We start from the raw sequence: 18,598 nt of genomic DNA, 5'->3' as shown, positions 1-18,598 counted from the left end.
CAATAGGGGCTATGACATTTGAGCCGGAGAGTGAAGGAACGTGTATAGATATAATTTATTTACCAAAATCGTGAGTATCATGGTCATTATGCTGATCCCGATAACCATCCTTTACTTCTATTCTAATAAAACGACCACGGATGTGCTGCGTACGGAGTTAAATACTTCGAATAATAATCAGCTTAGTTTTTTTCAGAATCAGGTAGAAAGTAATATGGAGTTATTGTCCTCGTGGCCGATTCTGCTGATCCATGATCCTGATATCCTCAGCCTTAAGGATACTTATCTGGAAAAAGGGCGTTTGAATCTGGATACGATAAACCTGATCAAACGGATTCAGACCAAAATCAGCATTCAAGAAAGCTCCTCCAATTGGAAGAGTAAGCTATATTTATACTCCCCGTCCATTCATCGTATGGTGTCTGAAAATGATGCGAAGTTATACGAAGATGAGGATCTGAAGCGGGAAGTGAAGTCGGGCTGGCATGTGGAGAAAATCGAAGGGCAGGAGGGTGACCGCTTCGTATTCTCATGGTTTTCTTTTACACCCTTTATGTCAGAATTCGCCCCGGAAAAAGTCAAAACGGTTATGAAGGTAGAGTTCGACAGCCGGAACATAGAAGATATGCTGGATAAATTCAAAAGTGATGGCAGAAGAGATCCTTTTTATTATAAGCAGGGAACAGGACTTATTTTTAACCGCAGTGCCGACAAGGTGTTAGCTAAAGAATTGGTAGACAGGCTGGAAGAGACCCAGCTGAAGCCTAGTGAGAATCGCACGGTCAAAATAGAAGGTGAATCCTACAGTGTAAATATCGTCTATTCGGACAAAATGGGCTGGTATTTGATCGACTATATGCCGCTGACTGAAATCCTACATCCGATCCTTACCTCTAATCGTTTATTTTATTTTGCGATCAGTGCTTTGTTGTTAATGAGCTGTCTCGTAGCCTATCTATTATATGTTCAAGTGCAGGTGCCTATAAGGTTATTGGTTGGAGGCTTTCAACGGTTGAAGCAAGGGGATTATTCTGCGCGAGTGGAGATTAAAGGGAAGAATGAATTCAGCTTCCTGTCCGGCCGATTTAACAGTATGGTAGAACAGATTCAGATGCTGATCGAGAATGTGCTGATGGAGAAAATCCATGTTCGAGAAGCCCGCTTAAAGCAGCTTCAATCACAGATAAATCCACATTTTTTCTATAATTGCTTCTCCTTTATTACAAGTATGGCGAAGCTCGATAATATGGGGGCAGTCGTTGGGATGTCGCATAATTTGTCCCGATATTACAGATACACCACTCGTCAGGAACGTGATTTGGTTGCGCTGTCTGAAGAGGTGGAATTTGTGAATCATTATCTGGAGATCCAGAAGATGAGGATGAGCAGACTTCGTTATGAGATCAATATCCCACCGCAAATGCGCAAAAGAGAGCTTCCGCCGCTCGTACTGCAGCCTTTGGTGGAGAATGCGGTTATACATGGAATTGAGCCCGTCGCCAAAGAGGGACTGGTGCGGATTACGGGTTCCTGTGCAGGCAGAGAAATGACGCTTACGGTTGAAGATGATGGTCAGGGCATGACGCCAGAGGAAATTATAGAACTGGAAAATAAACTAAGCAGGGCGATGGATGAAGAAATGGGCTGCGGTCTATGGAATGTGCATCAGAGAATGCGGCTGCGTTTTGGGGAGACGTCTGGCTTGCGCATCTCGCCTTCTCCGCTTGGAGGATTACAGGTGACACTGCAGTGGTTGCTGCCCTACACAGACAATGAAATGGAATGACATCTAGGAGGGGAAAGAATGATAGAGCTGTTGTTAGTTGATGATGAGCCCTATGTTACGGAAAGTTTAGCTCGTACTATTCCATGGGCTGAAATCGGGGTAAAGCAGGTGCATCAAGCGGCATCGGGTGCTGAAGCTCTGCAAATTATGGAACAGCAGGCTATAGATATTATGGTTACGGATATTTCAATGCCAGGAATGACTGGCCTGCAATTAATTGAAGCCGTGAGCGAGAAATGGCCAAATATTCGGTCCATTTTATTGACAGGTTATTCCGATTTTCAATATGCGAAAAAAGCTATTCAACTGCAGGCATTTGATTATATTTTGAAGCCGGTAAGTGATGATGAGTTTATCAAAAGCGTATCCAGTGCGATTGAATCTTTGAAAGACGAATGGGAAGCTCATGATAGATATCATTTGCTGCTGTATAATCGCAAAGCCGATTACAGTGTTTTGCGGGCTAATCTGATGCATGAATTGCTTCTCGGCAGGGTGCTGTCTGAGCGGACACTAGCCATTAAGCTGAAGGAATATGAAATCTCCTTCCAGCCGGATGCTGAAGCGGCGATGCTGCTGATTCAGCTGGGTAAACATTATGCCGCAATGGATCACCATTCGGTCTCTCTCATGGAATATGCGATCGGCAACATTGCCGAGGAGCTTTTTAAGGAACAGTTCCATGTCTGGTTCTGCAAAGCGCCGCATGATTGCTTGATTCTGCTTGTTGAATTAAAGCCGGCAGTACAGCAGGAATTGGAGCAAATGGCTAACTATGAAGCTGCAAGGCAGCAAATCCTAAAAGCGGTGATCGCGAATTTCCGAATTAGTGTAAGCAATTACCTCAAGGGTGAGATTTCACTGATTGTAACAGAGTGGTTCACCTTTCCGGAGGGGATGACGGCTGCCTATAGAAGCGGTCTTAGCTCGATGTATTTGGCAGCACATGATGAATCCAGCTCCGTGCTGTTTTTGGATGACCGCCAGCATCAGGAGACGATCAGCATCAAATCGCTCGAATGTCTTTATCGTCCACCTACACTCATTCATCTGCTGGAATCCAAACAATGGGATTCAGCAAGGCAAAAAATTGCTGACGTGTTCCGGGATATGGAGAATGCACGGTTTTCCAGTGAACATCTGTACGAGGTCTTTCTATCGATAACCAATGCATTTATGTATATAGCGCATAAGAGTGGTCAGTTCATCTCCAAGATCGACCAATACGCTTTAGATCCGTTGTTGACGCAGAGTATTATTGTTTCTTTTGATAAGCTTAAAGATTGGGCGTTTGATATGCTCGATAAGCTTCAGAAGGAGCTATCCGAAAGCGATCAGAATACGAAAAGTTATATTATCAAGCAGGTGCATGAGCTGGTAGGAAACCATTCGGGGCATGAGCTGTCCGTCAAAACCATTGCCGATCATGTATATTTGCATCCAGTCTACTTGTCCAAGATTTATAAAGCTGAGACTGGGGAAGGACTTGGGGACTATATTATTCGGATGCGGATGGAACGGGCACTTTATCTGCTTAAAAATACGAATAAAAAAATCTATGAAATTACCTCTGAGCTTGGATATCAGAATCCGCAATATTTCAGTAAGATGTTCAAAAAACACTACAATATGACACCAAATGAATTCCGGGACGGATAGAGGTTGAGAAAGGTGCAGAAACCTTGTTTAAATGACGTATTCGGGCTCAGCGTCGTTCCCTATAATTAAAATGTAACCAACACTTATGGAATCCAAGGGGGAACAAAATGAGCGCGATGAAGAGAAAAAGATGGCTGCCGCTCCTGTGCATGAGCATGCTTTTGGCGGGTAGCCTTGCGGGCTGTTCAGGCAATAACGCTGCTAACAGTAAAGACACTGCTGGAGATAAAGCAGCTGGTGAAGCGACTGCAAATACAGCTTCCAATTCTGAAAACGCCTACAAGGATAAATACGATCCTGAGGTGACATTTACAACCGCATGGGGCGTAGACCCTGAGCTGAAATTCAAAAACGGTGAAAGCATTGAGAATAACGTGGCTACAAAATGGGCTAAAGAAAAATTCGGCATCAATATTAAGTCCCTTTGGTCCATCACAGATACGAACGGCGCATTTGGTACGAAGCTGCGTTTATCCATGTCTTCAGGTCAGGACATGCCTGATGTCGTAACCATCGGTACAGCCGACAACACGATTGCACAGGATTTGATCGATTCCGGCATGTATGCAGATGTAGGAACTTTGTTTGATAAATATGCTTCAGATACTTGGAAAGAAGCGATGGCACAGGATCCTAACGTTTGGAACCAATACAGCCGTGATGGCAAAAGAATGGGCCTGCCTGTTCTCGATTATGCATATAACCATGATTACATTCTGTGGATCCGCCAAGATTGGCTGGATAAGCTGAATATGCAAGCCCCTAAGACGATCGATGAGCTGGAAAAAGTGATGGATGCGTTCAAGAATCAGAACCCTGATGGTTTGGCACCAGACAAGGTAACTCCACTTAGTATCGGCTTCAAAACAACGATGAACACTTGGATGGGCGATCCATCTTGGATCTTTGGTGCTTACGGAACCTTGCCACAGCAATGGAATCTAGATGCTGATGGTAAACTAGAATACGGCTCAGTAAATGCTGGCATGAAGCAAGGGCTTGAAAAACTGAAGGAATGGTTGGCGAAAGGTTATATTCCTCAGGAAGCAGCTCTTTGGGATGAGAACAAAACTGCCGAACCAGCAGTTGCAGGTACAGCAGGGATTCTCCCGGGTCCTTACTGGATGAGCGGCTGGCCGCTTCAGGATACCGTGAAGAACTCTCCAGATGCAGTATGGGCTCCAATTGAAATTCCAGCGGGTCCAGATGGAAAGGTTATGCGTCATGGCACACAATTCACTAACGGTGTAACTTTGATCAGCACGAAAATGAAAAATCCAGAAGCCTTCTTTACTTATCAAAACTATCTGTTCGATAACTTTGCTAATCCAACGCCAGGCAGTGAACTGGATAACGGTCTTTTTGCAGGATATGACTATGAGCTAGACGCGAACGGCAAGATGATCGAAAATGATAAAATTGCTGGCGGTTATGTGAATAGTGTTCGTTATATGCTGGTTCGTGACGGTGCCCGGATCCCGGATGCCCAAATGAAAGCACTCCTTAACCTGGCAGATGGCGCAGAGCCAACAACCCGTCTGGAGAAGGACGTAGCTGTGAATTATGGTAAAGATACCCCTGCGGCTGCCAAAGTTCTGCTGGCGCAAGAGGATAAATCCTTTAAGAATATGTTCACAGGTCCTACGACCGAAACTATGAAATCGAAGATGGACTATCTGAACAAAATTGAGAACCAAACGTTTAATGAAATTATCTATGGCAACAAACCGCTGGATGCATTTGATTCCTTTGTAGCAACCTGGAAATCAGGTGGTGGCGATCAAATCACTAAAGAAGTTAACGAATGGTATGACAGCGTAAAATAAGGTTTGGATTTAGTTTGACTAGGTAAAAAGCAGTAAACGGGACCGTCTCTTCAGCCGTAGCATTAGGCTTTAGGGAGGGTCCCTGTTTGCGTTTGAAGTCCTCTTTTTTCAATGTGATAAAGAGATTGCTTTTGTACCATATATATTGGTTTTGCCCGCTATTTGAGGAATTCGGGCGTTGCTATAATTTGAGTATGGTTACAGAAGAACTTGACAAGATATGGGGGACCAAGGATGAGAACACTAAAAAAAACATGGCCTTTTCACTTGATGTTATTGCCGGCGATGATATTCCTGATCATCTTCAGCTTTATTCCAATGGGCGGAATTGTGATGGCATTTCAGGATTATAAGCCATGGCTTAAAATTTCAGGCTCGGCATGGGTTGGATTGGACAATTTCCGTTATCTATTTGAACGTAATGACAGTATGCAGGTCATTTGGAATACATTGATTATTGCTGTTCTAAAAATGATTTTCAATCTGGCTGTACCGTTTGTATTCGCCATTTTGTTAAATGAGATTCGCAAGGTATACATACAGCGTACTATTCAGACACTGGTATACTTGCCTCACTTTTTATCTTGGGTTATTCTCGGCGGGATCTTGCTGGATTTGCTTGCTACAGATGGTTTTGTCAATCAGATCTTAGGCAGCATGGGCTTCAAACCAATCTTTTTCTTAGGCGATAACAACTGGTTCCGGTTCACAGTTATTCTCACAGATGTGTGGAAGGAATTTGGTTATAATACGATCGTTTTCTTAGCTGCTCTAGCAGGAATCAATCCATCATTATATGAAGCTGCTGAAATAGACGGCGCTAACCGCTGGAAGCAGACACGTTTTATCACAATGCCATCTCTATTGCCAATGGTTGTGGTGGTAGGTACCTTGGCTCTCGGAAATGTATTGAACGCAGGGTTTGACCAGATTTTTAACCTCTACAATCCACTGGTCTATCAGAAAGGCGATATTATTGATACCTTCGTGTACCGCACGGCTATTCTGAATGGTGAGATGGGCTTTGGTACGGCAATCGGACTGTTTAAGTCGGCCATTAGTATGATCCTAATTCTCGTCTCGTACAGTTTGGCTAAGAAGTGGGCAGGATATCGCATTTTCTAATCTACCAAAGGAAGAGGGAGACAACTTATGTATTACAAAACAAGAGGTTATCGTATATTCAACGTGTTTAATACTTGCTTTCTAATCCTGCTCGCACTGATGTGTATTGTACCTTTGATTCACGTGCTGGCTGTATCCTTTAGCGCGAAGTCGGCAGCGGATGCCAATTTGGTAGGATTATGGCCAAAGCAGTTCTCTCTGGAAGCTTATAAAAAGACAATAAACAATCCGATCTTTCTACACTCCATCTGGGTATCTGTTCAAAGAACCATACTCGGGACTGGACTTACACTTTTAATTACTTTTTTGGCAGCCTATCCGTTATCCAAAGAAAACTCAGCCTTCAAGGGCCGTAATGTTTACTCTTGGTTGTTCGTTTTCAGTATGGTGTTCAACGGTGGATTGATTCCATTTTACATTGTGATTCAAAAGATTGGTTTGATGGATTCCTTCTGGGTACTTGTTCTGCCAGGTGCGGTAAATACGTTCTTGGTGATTCTGATGCTGAACTTCTTCCGTGGTATTCCAAAAGATCTGGAGGAGGCCTCGCTAATAGACGGAGCCGGACATTTCCGTACGTTGTTCAGTATTTACTTGCCGATTTCTCTGCCGTCGATCGCTACGATTGCCTTGTTCAGCATGGTATTCCATTGGAACTCATGGTTCGATGGACTATTGTATTTGAATAATTCCAAGCAATTTCCACTGGCGACATTCCTGCAGACGGTTATCATTCAACGGGATATGAGCTCCATGAGCATCAATCCAAAGGAAATGGAGCTGATCTCGCAGACGACGGTGAGAGCCGCGCAAATATTTATCGGAGCCGCTCCAATTTTGATCGTATATCCTTTCCTGCAAAAATATTTTGTTAAAGGGATGACACTTGGTTCTGTAAAGGAGTAGCAATGATGACAACCACATTTATCAATGGAATGGATATCTCGTTTCTGGATGAAATTGAGCAGGGTGGAGGAGCGTATTACAGCGGTGCTGTAGAGTCCGTTGAGAACGCTGAGGATTTGCTCTACATTCTGAAGGACAATGGCGTGAATGCCATCCGGCTGCGGATTTGGAATGATCCTCCGGGCGGCTTCTGCAATCTAGAACGTACGCTGATTATGGCTAAGCGAATTAAAGAAGCAGGACTTAACTTTCTGCTGGATTTTCATTATTCGGATAAATGGGCAGATCCTGCTAATCAATCGAAGCCAAAAGCTTGGGAGAACCTTGATTTTACGGGTTTAACATCAGCTGTATATGAGTATACTCGTGAGGTTCTTGAGTTTTTGCAATCTCAAGGCACTATGCCCGACATGGTGCAGATCGGTAATGAGATTACTCCAGGCATGTTATGGAATGAAGGCAAGGTGGATGGAGAGTGGGATAATACGGACCAATGGGAACAGTTCATTACACTGGTTCAAGCAGGAGTAGCGGGCGCAAAAGCTGTTGCTTCTGATTTGTCCATCATGATCCATATTGACCGTGGTGCTGATCATCCAGCCAGCCGTAACTTTTATGATCGGTTTTTCGAGCATGGCGTAAATTTTGATGTGATCGGATTATCTTTTTATTCTTGGTGGCACGGCACGCTGGATGACTTGCGATCTAACCTGAATGAATTGGCGGTGCGGTACAATAAGGATATTATTGTTGTTGAAACAGCTTATCCTTGGACGCTGAATGCACCTGAAGGTTTCCCCTTAATAGTAAGTGAGGAAAAGCAGCTGCATGAAGGTTATCCGGCTACAGTAGAGGGACAGACTAAGTATATGAAAGATTTTATTAGTGTAATTGAGAATATACCTAACGGTAAAGGTATCGGGTTTTATTATTGGGAGCCAGCCTGGGTTCCTTCGCAAAAGGAATGGTCCGTGGGACATGAGAATGGTTGGTCCAATCTGACCCTGTTTGATTTTGCGGGAGGGAAATTGGATTCGCTCGAATTCTGACGTATTTAGGATTGAAACAAGAAGACAGCTTAAGGTTAATTACCTTGAGCTGTCTTCTTTTTAATTTCCAGAAGAAGGGTTAGCCTTTCCTGATACCTATAAACAAGCAACATTTAAGTATTTCAAGAAATTGATACAGAGCAGCAAGAGTAAAAATAAGGCTTTACTCCCATACTACCGTTATCTTGGACCTGAGCTTCACCATAACCTTTAGGAGGAATGCGGATGAAACAACATTCTGCTCCCACCATCTATATACAGCTTAAAAATCGGGTGATGGTTCCCAAGGGTAAAGGTGTCACGTTGGGTGATATTGCTTTTTTGATAGCGGAGCCTGAGCTGAAAGAGTCGTTGGAGACAATTCTCTTAATGAAGCCGGAGCAAAGTGACGGCAATCTGATTTTGATTGATCTGTTGATGGTTATCCCCCGGATATATGAACTTATACCGAATGCGGACATTGAACCGATCGGTGAAGGGAGGACGATTGTGCAGATTGAGAGTCAGGTGGAGAGACGGAAACCTTCGGTGGCGATGTTTGTTTTAGTGTGGCTGCTGCTTTTCTTTGGGTCTGCTCTGACAATTATGAACTTTCATGCTGATGTAAATATGCTGGAGGTACAAATTCGAATTGTGGAGATGCTAACGGGTCATCGGGATGAGCATCCCTATATATTTCAGATTGCTTATTCTCTGGGCATCGGGTTTGGGATGGTCATTTTTTTCAACCATTTATTTAAAAAGAAGTGGAATGAGGAACCTACTCCGCTGGAAGTGGAAATGTATCTGTATCAGAAGAACATCGACCAATATGTCATCAATGAGGAATACAGCAAGATGAGGCGCCGCAGTGAAAACCAATCTGAGAATAGGGAGGACTGAAGATGACGGCACCCATAGCACTGGGACTAAATTTGCTGCTGGGCATTGCGGGTGGTATTGCTGTAGGCGGTGGAGTGATCGCTCTATTTGTTGTGCTGGATATGGTGCCGCGTCTGGCGCAATTAACCTCTTCTTACGATAAAGTTCATTGGTATGAAGGCGCGATGGTTGGTGGATCTTTAGTAGGTACTGTTAGTGATTTTTGGAATTGGAAAATTACCTCAGGTCCTCTAGTTGAACTTGGTGTAGGACTATTTGATGGGATTTTTGTCGGGATGCTCGCTGCAGCATTGACCGAGGTATTAAATGTGCTGCCGATACTCGCTAAACGCTTAAATATGACACATTATCTATTCGGTCTGTTAATGGCGATGGTGAGTGGGAAGGTCGCGGGTTCTTTGTTCGACTGGTTTGTATACCGACAGTAAACAGGGGGTTAGGAAATGAGCAAGTTTATTCACAGCGGTGATTCTGCACCGGAAGATGACCATCTGGAAGATAATGCTGCAGCTGCTGCAGCAATGAAGACAACTGCAGAGGATCTAGTTGCAGATCACACAGAACCTGAGGGCGCTTCAGCTATCGGTGAAAGTGAAGATTCAGCGGAAAATTCTACAACATCTGAAACTAGCCAGGACCAGCAGGATGCAGAGGCATCAGCCGAATTAGGCACTGAGCAGCAGGATGCGGATGCCACTGCGGAGCAGGGAACAGGGCAGCAGGATGCGGATGCCACTGCGGAGCAGGGAACAGGGCAGCAAGATGTGGATGCGACTGCGAAGCAGGGAACAGAGCAACAGGATGCAGAAGTGACTGCGGAGCAGGGAACAGGGCAGCAAGATGTGGATGCGACTGCGAAGCAGGGAACAGAGCAGCAGGATGCAGAAGCGACTGCGGAGCAGGGAACAGGGCAGCAGGATGGGGAAGTGACTGCGGAGCAGGGAACTGAGCAACAGGATGCACAAGCGACTGCGGAGCAGGGAACAGAGCAGCAGGATGCAGAAGCATCGGATGAGCTCGGCAATCAGGAGCCAAGTGAGCCGAGTAAAGGTTTTTTTGCCAGGTTATTTGGTATGGATTCAGAGGATTCAGAATCAGATGATGAGGCACAGGATCAGAATGCTCAGGCAGCAGGAGGAACAGGTAACGATGCTGGTACTGGGGAGGAGTCTCAAGCTCAACCGAAGCCTTCAAAGAAGCAGGCGCAGCAGCAGTCTCAGAACAAAAGTAAAGATAAGCTACAAAACAAACGCGATAGTGAGCATTCTAACTCATTAAAGGAATCCGTTATTTATTGGCAAGGCAATGATCATATCCCAGGTTCTCTACAAGAAACAAAAAACACGCTGACCGAAGTGATGGGGCTGGGAACAAGTTTTGATGTGACGTTTAGAGAAATGTCCTTTGGGGGACATAAGACAGCTTTACTCTGCTTAAGCGGATTCACCAACGAAGATGTAACGGATGAAATTCTGAAACGACTAACCTACCTTTCTTCAGAAAATTTGTCCGCAGGTGTATTAGGTAGCTTTATGAACGAATACATCCCTCATATTCAAGTTGAAGAGGGTAGTGTATTAAGCGAATGTTTCGATAAAGTATTAAAAGGAATGAGCGCACTATTTATTGAGGGTGAGAACAAAGTTATCCTAATGGATACTCGATCTTACCCCATGCGAAGTCCTGATGAACCCTCGATTGATCGGGTGGTGCGTGGTGCGCGCGATGGTTTTACAGAAACCCTGCTTAGTAATATTTCACTTGTAAGAAGACGGATACGTGATCCGGGGCTGAAGCTTGAAATGTTTCAAGTGGGACGGCGGACACGGACAGATGTCTGTGTGGCTTACATTGATGATATCGTTGATAAAACACAAGTTACGTCTGTCATCGATAAAATCAACAGCATCGATATCGATGGTATTCCACTGGCGGATAAGCAATTGGAGGAAGCGATTATCGGCGGAGGGTGGAACCCTTATCCTATGGTGCGTTATTCTGAACGCCCTGACGTTGTAGCCTCCAATTTATTAGAGGGACGGGTCATATTATTCGTGGATACCTCGCCCATTGTAATTGTTCTTCCGACTACCTTTTTTGATCTTTGCCAGCATGCGGAGGAGAATCGCCAGACTCCTTTTATGGGGACATATCTGCGGTGGGTCCGTTTCATCGGCATCTTCGCTTCCATGTTCCTGCTCCCGTTATGGATGCTGCTTGTTATCCATCCTGAGTTAAAGCCTGCTATGCTGGATTTTATCGGGCCGCAAAAGACAGCGAGAATTCCTATTCTCGCTCAGTTTCTGATTGTAGAGCTTGGGGTTGATTTACTGCGGATGGCCGCCGTGCATACCCCAACACCTTTAGGCTCAGCGATGGGTCTGATTGCAGCCATATTGATTGGTGATATAGCGGTGCAGAGCGGTCTGTTTGTAAACGAAGTAGTACTGTATATGGCGGTAGCCTCAATCGGTATGTTTGCGACTCCGAGTTATGAGCTGGGTCTGGCGAATCGTATAGTCAGGCTTGTGTTATTAATTGCCGTAGCGGCGTTCCAGGTACCAGGCTTTATGATTGGCACGACGTTACTGACTATCTTCTTAACCACTCATCGGTCCTATAACTCCTCATATATGTGGCCGTTTATACCTTTTAATGCAAAGGCAATGAGTGAAATTCTATTGCGTAAACCGGTCTTAAGTTCGAAGGAAAGACCGTCTTTTAACAAAACCAGAGACAATACCAGAATGCCGCCATCTCAAGAGAATGAATAACAATCGTAGGAAAATACAAAACTACTGCAAATTAGTCCATTCAATGGAGTTCCCACTGTCTGTTATACTGAATACACTAAGACAGGGTGGAACCTTGATATTCCACAGAAATTGGAGGACTAAAGAATGTTTCTACACGGTACTAGCCGCATTAACGATGCTGGGCATTTGGAGATCGGCGGATGTGATGTAACTGAATTGAAAGCGGAATATGGAACCCCGCTATATATATTGGACGAGCAATTGGTTAGACAACGTTGCCGGGAATATATGGATGCTTTTAAAGCCTCCGGCCTTGGTTTCCAAGTAGCTTACGCAAGCAAGGCGTTTTCAGTAATGGCAATGGTTCGTTTGGCTGATGAAGAAGGTTTGTCACTGGATGTTGTATCTGACGGCGAACTATATACAGCTTTGCAAGCTGGCTTCCCGGCAGAACGTATTCATTTTCATGGCAACAATAAGACATCTGAAGAGATCGAAATGGCGATTGATGCCAAAATCGGCTGCTTTGTAGTCGATAATCTGATAGAGCTTAACCTTTTGCAGTCCATTGCCGCACGTAAAGAAGTTAATGTGAACATCTTATTGCGGGTGACACCAGGTGTAGAAGCGCATACTCATGAATATACCGCAACGGGCCAGACGGATTCCAAATTCGGCTTTGATATCGGTAACGGATCGGCCTATGAAGCAGTGAAAGCAGCTGTCAGCAAAAAGAATATCACGCTGCTTGGTGTGCATTCCCATATTGGTTCGCAGATCTTTGAAACCGATGGTTTCCAGCTAGCTGTTGAGCGTGTGGCAACTTTTGCCCGCAGTGTTAAAGAAGGCTTGGAAGTGGACTTCCGTGTAGTCAATCTTGGCGGAGGTTTCGGCATTCGTTATGTCGAGGGAGATACCCCCTTACATGTTTCTGAATATGTTGCAGCGATTACGGATGCAGTGAAGACTCATTTTGTTGGAATTTATAGTGCTTTGCCGGAAATTTGGGTGGAGCCGGGCCGTAGTATTGTTGGAGATGCAGGTACTACATTGTACACTGTAGGATCCAACAAGGACATTCCTGGCGTGCGTAAGTACGTTGCTGTTGATGGTGGAATGACCGACAATCCACGCCCTGCTTTGTATCAGTCTAAATACGAGGCATTGCTTGCTAACCGTGCTAACGAAGACGCAACTGAGACTGTCTCCATCGCTGGTAAATGCTGCGAGAGCGGAGATATGTTGATCTGGGATGTAGAGCTGCCGAAGGCTGAAAGCGGCGATTTGTTGGCTGTAGCCTGCACAGGTGCGTATAATTACTCCATGGCCAGCAACTATAACCGTCTTCGCCGTCCGGCTTTAGTATTCGTACAGAACGGACAAAGCGATCTTGTAGTGCGTCGTGAAAGCTATACGGATCTTATTGCCAACGATATTGTACCAGAGCGTATCGCTAAACAGACAGTTGTTGCTAAGTAATAGCCTGCTGCTGTAAGGTGGGTAAAGTTGAGCAGCATATAGAGCAAGCAGGAAAGTCTCCTGCTTGCTTTGCTTTGTGCGTGGTTTCATAGTAATATAATTGAGGTATTCTAAATTTGTTAATTTTGAAAGGGGTCATTTACATATGGCAAAGCAAGCGAAAATCACTCTAGAAAATGGCGGCGTAGTGCTGCTGGACTTGTTCGATCAAGATGCACCTAACACTGTAGCCAACTTTGAAAAGCTGGCAAAAGAAGGTTTCTACAACGGATTGACATTCCACCGTGTTATCCCTGGTTTCGTTGCTCAAGGCGGATGTCCTAACGGAACTGGCTCTGGCGGCCCAGGTTACACAATCAACTGCGAAATTAACCCAAACAAACATGAACGCGGAACACTTGCAATGGCACATGCAGGTAAGAACACAGGCGGAAGCCAGTTCTACATCTGCTACGCTCCACAACCACACTTGGATGGAGTACACACTGTGTTTGGTAAAGTAGTAGAAGGCATGGATCTTGTTGATGCTTTCAAAGGACGCGACAAAATGACTTCGGTAGAAATCATCGAAGCTTAAGATTTAATAGTTAAAAGCCAGTCTCCGAATATCGGGGCTGGCTTTTTTGTGTTGTTAAAGAATCCGCCTAACCTGTCTACGCCGTGAATTGCGCCGCTCTGGCAGCCAGAAGAATATCAAATACATAGCTAGAAACACAGTGAAGGCAAACAGCTCTTCAACAAGCAGGTAATAAGGATAAGGTCCAAAATAATCCAATACGGAATAGGTACTAGGTTTCTGGGATAGGAACATGTAGTTTGAGCCTAGGAAGTAATTAGCAGTCCAGATGCAGGCAGCCACAATATTGAGGCCGAGCATGGTGATGAGTAAAGATCTCCAAGTCGGCTTGTAGCCCTCAATCCAGGTCATGTAAAGAGACGCCAGAATAATAGAACCGTGAGCTATAAAAAACAGGAGAAAGCGGAAATGAGGGAACGGATAAACTAGGTTAGGGGTGAGCAACGCAATAAATGCTCCGCCGATCCCGGCAAAGTAGAGAAAGGAATAAAGGGTTCGACTGCGTGAAATTAACATGATAATAGACAGCAGTAGAGTGATTCCACAGAGCTCGAACGGTAATGAGGAGCTGGAGCGCCAGATGTTCTGAGAGATGTACCACATTTGCAGCCCGGCTTCTGAGACTACAAGTAGAATGATTAGCAGCAAACGCACGCTTTGCCGAAGTCTTGAATCTGTACGAATTTCAAACCGTAAGCCATAGAGCAGTAGACAACTTAACGTAATGATAGACAGCGCAACCCAATGCGAAGATGAGAACATGATGAAATCCTCCGCGTGCTGGCGATCAAAAAAAGATGAAAGCTGCATAGACGAACCTCCTTTGAACGTGAAAACATCCATCAAAAATAAAGTTTGAGAATTTTAATAATCTTGATTCTAGATATCCATAAAATGGGTATATATGTATATGTTCTGTCAACTCCACCACATAAGGAAGACTTTTCATTATATTAACATAAGATGGGGCGTAGGGCGCGGAATTACATATGAAGCTTTTGAACATGCAGGGGTGGAAAACAATTAGAACAAGAAAATGGAGGCAACAGGAACATGTTTAAGAAAAAAATAAGTGTAATGGTCATTATTTTGATGCTTGTGGCTCAATATGCCTATGGCATCGGATTTGCTCCGCAAGTAAAAGCGGCTGCGATTGATGACGAAAGAAATATCATCACCAGTGTTTCAATGGCTGTTTACGGGCCAGATGGAATCACGGTCACGAACAGCGTATACGAACGAGATGCTAATGTTACCTTGGATTATAATTGGTCTCTTCCTAAAAATCATAATTACAAGCAAGGTGACACTTTTACTTTTCAGCTTCCAGAACAGTTCCAGTTATTTAATGATTTTAACGGACCGTTGGTCTCTGAGGATGGAGATGTAGGGAGCTTTGAAGTCAGGCAAATTTCACATGAAGTGATAATGACTTTTAATGACTACATAGAAACGCATGATGACGTGCAGGGAACGCTGCGGTTAAATACTAAATTCGATAAACAGCAAATCTCGGGCAGTACTATACAGAATATTTTATTTCCCGTGAGCGGCGGTATTCAGACAGTGACAGTAAATTTTAAACCCAGTGTTGGATCGACTATAGAGAAGAGAGGTATTGCCGAAGGTTTCAATGCGAACCAAATATTATGGACTGTTGATGTCAATAAGTCTTTGGAAGCCGTGGGGAATGCCATTGTGAGTGACCCCATCCCTTCAGGCTTATCATTAAATACTCCAGTCACAGTGAGCGTGTATCAACTGAGCATTCAATTGGATGGTTCAGTAACGGAAGGAGCATTGCTCGACACAAGCAAATACTCTGCAGAGCTCTCCGGAGGGACACTGATTGTCCGTTTTACGGAGCCTGTGATTAAAGAGGCTTACCGTATTGTGTATTCCACAGGGATTACTAATGACCATCAGCTAAGCTTCACCAATACTGCAACTTTTTCAGGAAATGGGCAAGAGCCTGCCAGCTCGACTGCCACAGTAAATGTAGAACGTGGAGGAAGCTTGAAAAAGTATTCCACAAGCTATGATGGGGGCAAGCAGATCATTTCCTGGGCAATTGAATATAACTACAATGAAAAGAACATCCCGCAAGGAAACGCTGTGTTAACAGATTTGTTCGATGATTCTCAAGAACTGGTAGCCGATTCGCTAAAAGTATATGCTGTGCAGCTGGATTCTTCCGGTGGTGCAACGTTAGGCAAGGTTTTGACAAAGGATGTTGACTACACGGTTGTTTCCACGTCAGACGTTCATAAGTCTGGATTTGTATTGCAATTTGCACACGATGTTACTTCACCATATCGAATCGAATATAAGACAAAAGCGATAAAACGCGTGTTTGAGGATGCCACCATAACTAATACAGTATCTGATAGTACGTATAGTGATCAGGCTACCCGATTAATCCGGTCTTCCATTCTTTATAAGACTTTATCAACCGTAGATTATCAGAATAAAACATTGGGTTGGAAGGTCACATTGAATAGTGATAATTACCCGATGAGCCATGTTACAGTTACCGAATCCTTCCCATTTGGCGGTCTAAAGTTTATTCCAGAATCACTGGTGATTAGAAATCTGAATGGGAATGTTTTAAATCCAAATAACTATGATCTAGTGTACAACTCACCTGTCGAGCCTAATAAAGGCTTCAAGGTAGTGTTTAATTCACCGGTATCTGGTCTTTATACGATTAGCTATTCTACAGAATTTAACAAGGAATGGATTTGGGCTAAAACTGAAAATTTCAATAACAAAGTTCGGTTAGACTGGATGGACAGTACTGAAGCCTTACGCACGATAGAAGCAGAAGGGTTATTCATTCCTAGACCTGAGGCGAAAAGCAATGGATTTAAAGGGGGAGCCTACGATGCTTCAACTAAAAAAATTATTTGGACGATAGGCGCCAATTATAACGGCAAAACCCTCGAAGCTCCGGCGCTTGTTGATATTTTAAAATCAGGCCAGACCTTGGTTCCTGGTTCACTAAAAGTTTACACTATGAATATTGCAAAGAATGGTGACCCTACCAAGGGTACAGAAGTGAATCCTAATAAATATAGCTATAGCGTAAATAGCGATAATGAATTAAAAGTTATTTTTACAGACAAGATTAACTCCGCTTTCTACATTGAATTTAATACAAGTCTTGAAGGGCAAATAATAGGCACTACTGTTGATAATAAAGCTAATCTCTATGATGGAGCAAAAGTGGTTTCCAAAGATTTGACCGCCTCCGTAAAAATTCCTTTTGGAGAGGATTATGTGCTGAAGGACGGTACACAAAACGGGGATAAAATTGACTGGAGCCTGCAAATTAACCGGGGGCAGTCCACAATAAAGGATGCATTAATCAAAGATACTCCTAGTGCTAATCAAATTTTGCTGCAGAATTCATTCCATCTGTATCCTACGGCTGTAGCTGTGAACGGAGATATCACGAAAAGCGGTCCTGAACTGATTCAGGGTATTGATTATAGCGTTGTTATCACAACGGATGCCGATGGAAAACAATCCTTTGAGTTAAGCTTTGCCTATGAAATCAGCAGGGCTTACATTCTCGAATATCAATCCCTGATTGTGGCTAACACTGGAGACAAAGTAATAAATACTGTACATTTCAGTGGTTTTAACGGCAGTGAAATAAGTAAAGAAACGTCTAAAGAAATTATTGTCGGGGTCTCCAGCGGTTCTGGCACAGGCAGCGGGGGAAGAGGCACTCTCAATATTAAGAAGCTAGATGCTGAAGATAACTTAAAGGCGCTTGGTGATGCGACTTTTGCATTGTATCGACTAAATGGCACGGAACGTGTACTGATTAACAGTCTAACTACAGATGCAGAGGGTACAACTACATTTAATAAAATATGGCTGGGTAGCTATGTATTGGTGGAGACAGCAGCTCCAAATGGTTACGTGCTCGATACATCCGAGCATCCAGTGGAGATTCGTTCCTCGTCAGCGGTTCAACTGGTGATTACGAATCAAAAAGCAGTGGAGCCCACGCCTACGGTAACGCCAGAACCAACCGGTGCTCCAACAACAACACCAGAACCAACCGTAACACCTGCACCATCAACAACGCCAGCACCGACGGTTTCTCCATCACCAGAAGTGACTGCTGCACCTACACCAATCCCTACAAGCAGCACATCTGGAGGTTCGGTGGTACCCACGTCTACAAGCTCGCCCGTACCCGAAGTAATTATTAATGATCCAGCTGTTCCTGCTGGTCCTGGAAATGCGGCCGATCTAGGATCCGTGACATCAACCGATGAGGGAACTCCTGAGCAAGAGATTACCGAAGAAGAAATTCCATTAGGAGAAGTTGATATCGACGATGAAGAAGTACCAAAAGGTACGGTGAACAATAGCACTTCGGGTGCTCCTCAGCTGCCGAAGACAGGTGAGAACAGTCCTTTGCCTCTGTATCTGTCGGGAATAGGGTTGATAATCATAGGATTTGTTATGAACCGAGTATTTAGACGTAGAGGTAAGACAGAGTGATCGGAGATTAGTGTGATTTAAGATTTTTATGC

General features: G+C 44.1%; 13 protein-coding genes. 12 read left to right on the top strand and 1 reads right to left on the bottom strand.

Translation table 11 applies throughout. The features are described from left to right. Positions 1-79 precede the first annotated feature (79 nt). The 11 genes from NYE58_RS25300 to NYE58_RS25250 all read left to right on the top strand — a co-directional run bounded on the left by NYE58_RS25300 (position 80) and on the right by NYE58_RS25250 (position 14,045). Positions 80-1,786, top strand: coding sequence for a sensor histidine kinase (locus NYE58_RS25300; RefSeq protein ID WP_341004296.1), 1,707 nt, complete (start codon positions 80-82; stop codon positions 1,784-1,786). Between the two features lie 18 nt (positions 1,787-1,804). Then, positions 1,805-3,445 carry a response regulator gene (locus tag NYE58_RS25295; protein ID WP_076192254.1) on the top strand — a complete coding sequence of 547 codons (1,641 nt, stop codon included), beginning with the start codon at positions 1,805-1,807 and terminating at the stop codon, positions 3,443-3,445. Positions 3,446-3,552: 107 nt separating this feature from the next. Continuing rightward, positions 3,553-5,271: an extracellular solute-binding protein gene (locus NYE58_RS25290; protein WP_076127426.1), complete on the top strand. Its 1,719-nt coding sequence runs from the start codon at positions 3,553-3,555 to the stop codon at positions 5,269-5,271. Between the two features lie 234 nt (positions 5,272-5,505). Beyond that, positions 5,506-6,396 (top strand): ABC transporter permease, encoded by an 891-nt coding sequence (locus NYE58_RS25285; RefSeq protein WP_036676126.1) that lies wholly within the window; start codon positions 5,506-5,508, stop codon positions 6,394-6,396. A gap of 27 nt (positions 6,397-6,423) precedes the next feature. Further along, complete coding sequence (locus NYE58_RS25280) at positions 6,424-7,302, top strand: carbohydrate ABC transporter permease (RefSeq protein ID WP_036676128.1); 879 nt, start codon at positions 6,424-6,426, stop codon at positions 7,300-7,302. Positions 7,303-7,307: 5 nt separating this feature from the next. After that, positions 7,308-8,351, top strand: a complete 1,044-nt coding sequence (locus NYE58_RS25275; RefSeq protein ID WP_341003302.1) for a glycoside hydrolase family 53 protein — start codon at positions 7,308-7,310, stop codon at positions 8,349-8,351. A gap of 225 nt (positions 8,352-8,576) precedes the next feature. Beyond that, the gene (locus NYE58_RS25270) at positions 8,577-9,233 is read left to right on the top strand and encodes a stage V sporulation protein AA (RefSeq protein WP_076127430.1); all 657 of its coding nucleotides are present in this window, start codon (positions 8,577-8,579) and stop codon (positions 9,231-9,233) included. Positions 9,234-9,235: 2 nt separating this feature from the next. Next, complete coding sequence (locus NYE58_RS25265) at positions 9,236-9,661, top strand: stage V sporulation protein AB (RefSeq protein ID WP_036676132.1); 426 nt, start codon at positions 9,236-9,238, stop codon at positions 9,659-9,661. A gap of 645 nt (positions 9,662-10,306) precedes the next feature. Continuing rightward, on the top strand, positions 10,307-12,007 hold the full coding sequence (locus NYE58_RS25260) for a spore germination protein (protein WP_076127621.1): 1,701 nt from the start codon (positions 10,307-10,309) through the stop codon (positions 12,005-12,007). Positions 12,008-12,133: 126 nt separating this feature from the next. Next, positions 12,134-13,468 (top strand): diaminopimelate decarboxylase, encoded by a 1,335-nt coding sequence (gene lysA / locus NYE58_RS25255; protein WP_341003301.1) that lies wholly within the window; start codon positions 12,134-12,136, stop codon positions 13,466-13,468. 145 nt (positions 13,469-13,613) lie between these two features. Beyond that, a complete protein-coding gene (locus NYE58_RS25250) occupies positions 13,614-14,045 on the top strand; it encodes a peptidylprolyl isomerase (RefSeq protein ID WP_036676135.1) in 432 nt (143 codons plus the stop codon). Positions 14,046-14,099: 54 nt separating this feature from the next. On the opposite strand, the gene NYE58_RS25245 is transcribed toward NYE58_RS25250, so the two are convergent. Then, the gene (locus NYE58_RS25245; RefSeq protein ID WP_076127434.1) at positions 14,100-14,855 is read right to left on the bottom strand and encodes a YwaF family protein; all 756 of its coding nucleotides are present in this window, start codon (positions 14,853-14,855) and stop codon (positions 14,100-14,102) included. A gap of 243 nt (positions 14,856-15,098) precedes the next feature. Here NYE58_RS25245 and NYE58_RS25240 point away from each other — a divergent pair, with 243 nt between their 5' ends. Beyond that, complete coding sequence (locus NYE58_RS25240) at positions 15,099-18,566, top strand: collagen binding domain-containing protein (protein ID WP_341003299.1); 3,468 nt, start codon at positions 15,099-15,101, stop codon at positions 18,564-18,566. The last annotated feature ends 32 nt before the right edge of the window (positions 18,567-18,598 follow it).

This window comes from Paenibacillus sp. FSL L8-0708, assembly GCF_038009325.1.
Taxonomy (GTDB): domain Bacteria; phylum Bacillota; class Bacilli; order Paenibacillales; family Paenibacillaceae; genus Paenibacillus_AQ; species Paenibacillus_AQ odorifer.
This window is presented reverse-complemented; position numbering and strand designations above follow the sequence as displayed.

Coding starts and splice junctions, on each gene's coding strand:
- NYE58_RS25265 (WP_036676132.1), top strand. CDS start 9,236: ATGACGGCACCCATAGCACTGGGACTAAATTTGCTGCTGGGCATTGCG.
- NYE58_RS25295 (WP_076192254.1), top strand. CDS start 1,805: ATGATAGAGCTGTTGTTAGTTGATGATGAGCCCTATGTTACGGAAAGT.
- NYE58_RS25260 (WP_076127621.1), top strand. CDS start 10,307: ATGGATTCAGAGGATTCAGAATCAGATGATGAGGCACAGGATCAGAAT.
- lysA (WP_341003301.1), top strand. CDS start 12,134: ATGTTTCTACACGGTACTAGCCGCATTAACGATGCTGGGCATTTGGAG.
- NYE58_RS25245 (WP_076127434.1), bottom strand. CDS start 14,855: ATGCAGCTTTCATCTTTTTTTGATCGCCAGCACGCGGAGGATTTCATC.
- NYE58_RS25280 (WP_036676128.1), top strand. CDS start 6,424: ATGTATTACAAAACAAGAGGTTATCGTATATTCAACGTGTTTAATACT.
- NYE58_RS25240 (WP_341003299.1), top strand. CDS start 15,099: ATGTTTAAGAAAAAAATAAGTGTAATGGTCATTATTTTGATGCTTGTG.
- NYE58_RS25270 (WP_076127430.1), top strand. CDS start 8,577: ATGAAACAACATTCTGCTCCCACCATCTATATACAGCTTAAAAATCGG.
- NYE58_RS25290 (WP_076127426.1), top strand. CDS start 3,553: ATGAGCGCGATGAAGAGAAAAAGATGGCTGCCGCTCCTGTGCATGAGC.
- NYE58_RS25300 (WP_341004296.1), top strand. CDS start 80: ATGGTCATTATGCTGATCCCGATAACCATCCTTTACTTCTATTCTAAT.
- NYE58_RS25250 (WP_036676135.1), top strand. CDS start 13,614: ATGGCAAAGCAAGCGAAAATCACTCTAGAAAATGGCGGCGTAGTGCTG.
- NYE58_RS25275 (WP_341003302.1), top strand. CDS start 7,308: ATGACAACCACATTTATCAATGGAATGGATATCTCGTTTCTGGATGAA.
- NYE58_RS25285 (WP_036676126.1), top strand. CDS start 5,506: ATGAGAACACTAAAAAAAACATGGCCTTTTCACTTGATGTTATTGCCG.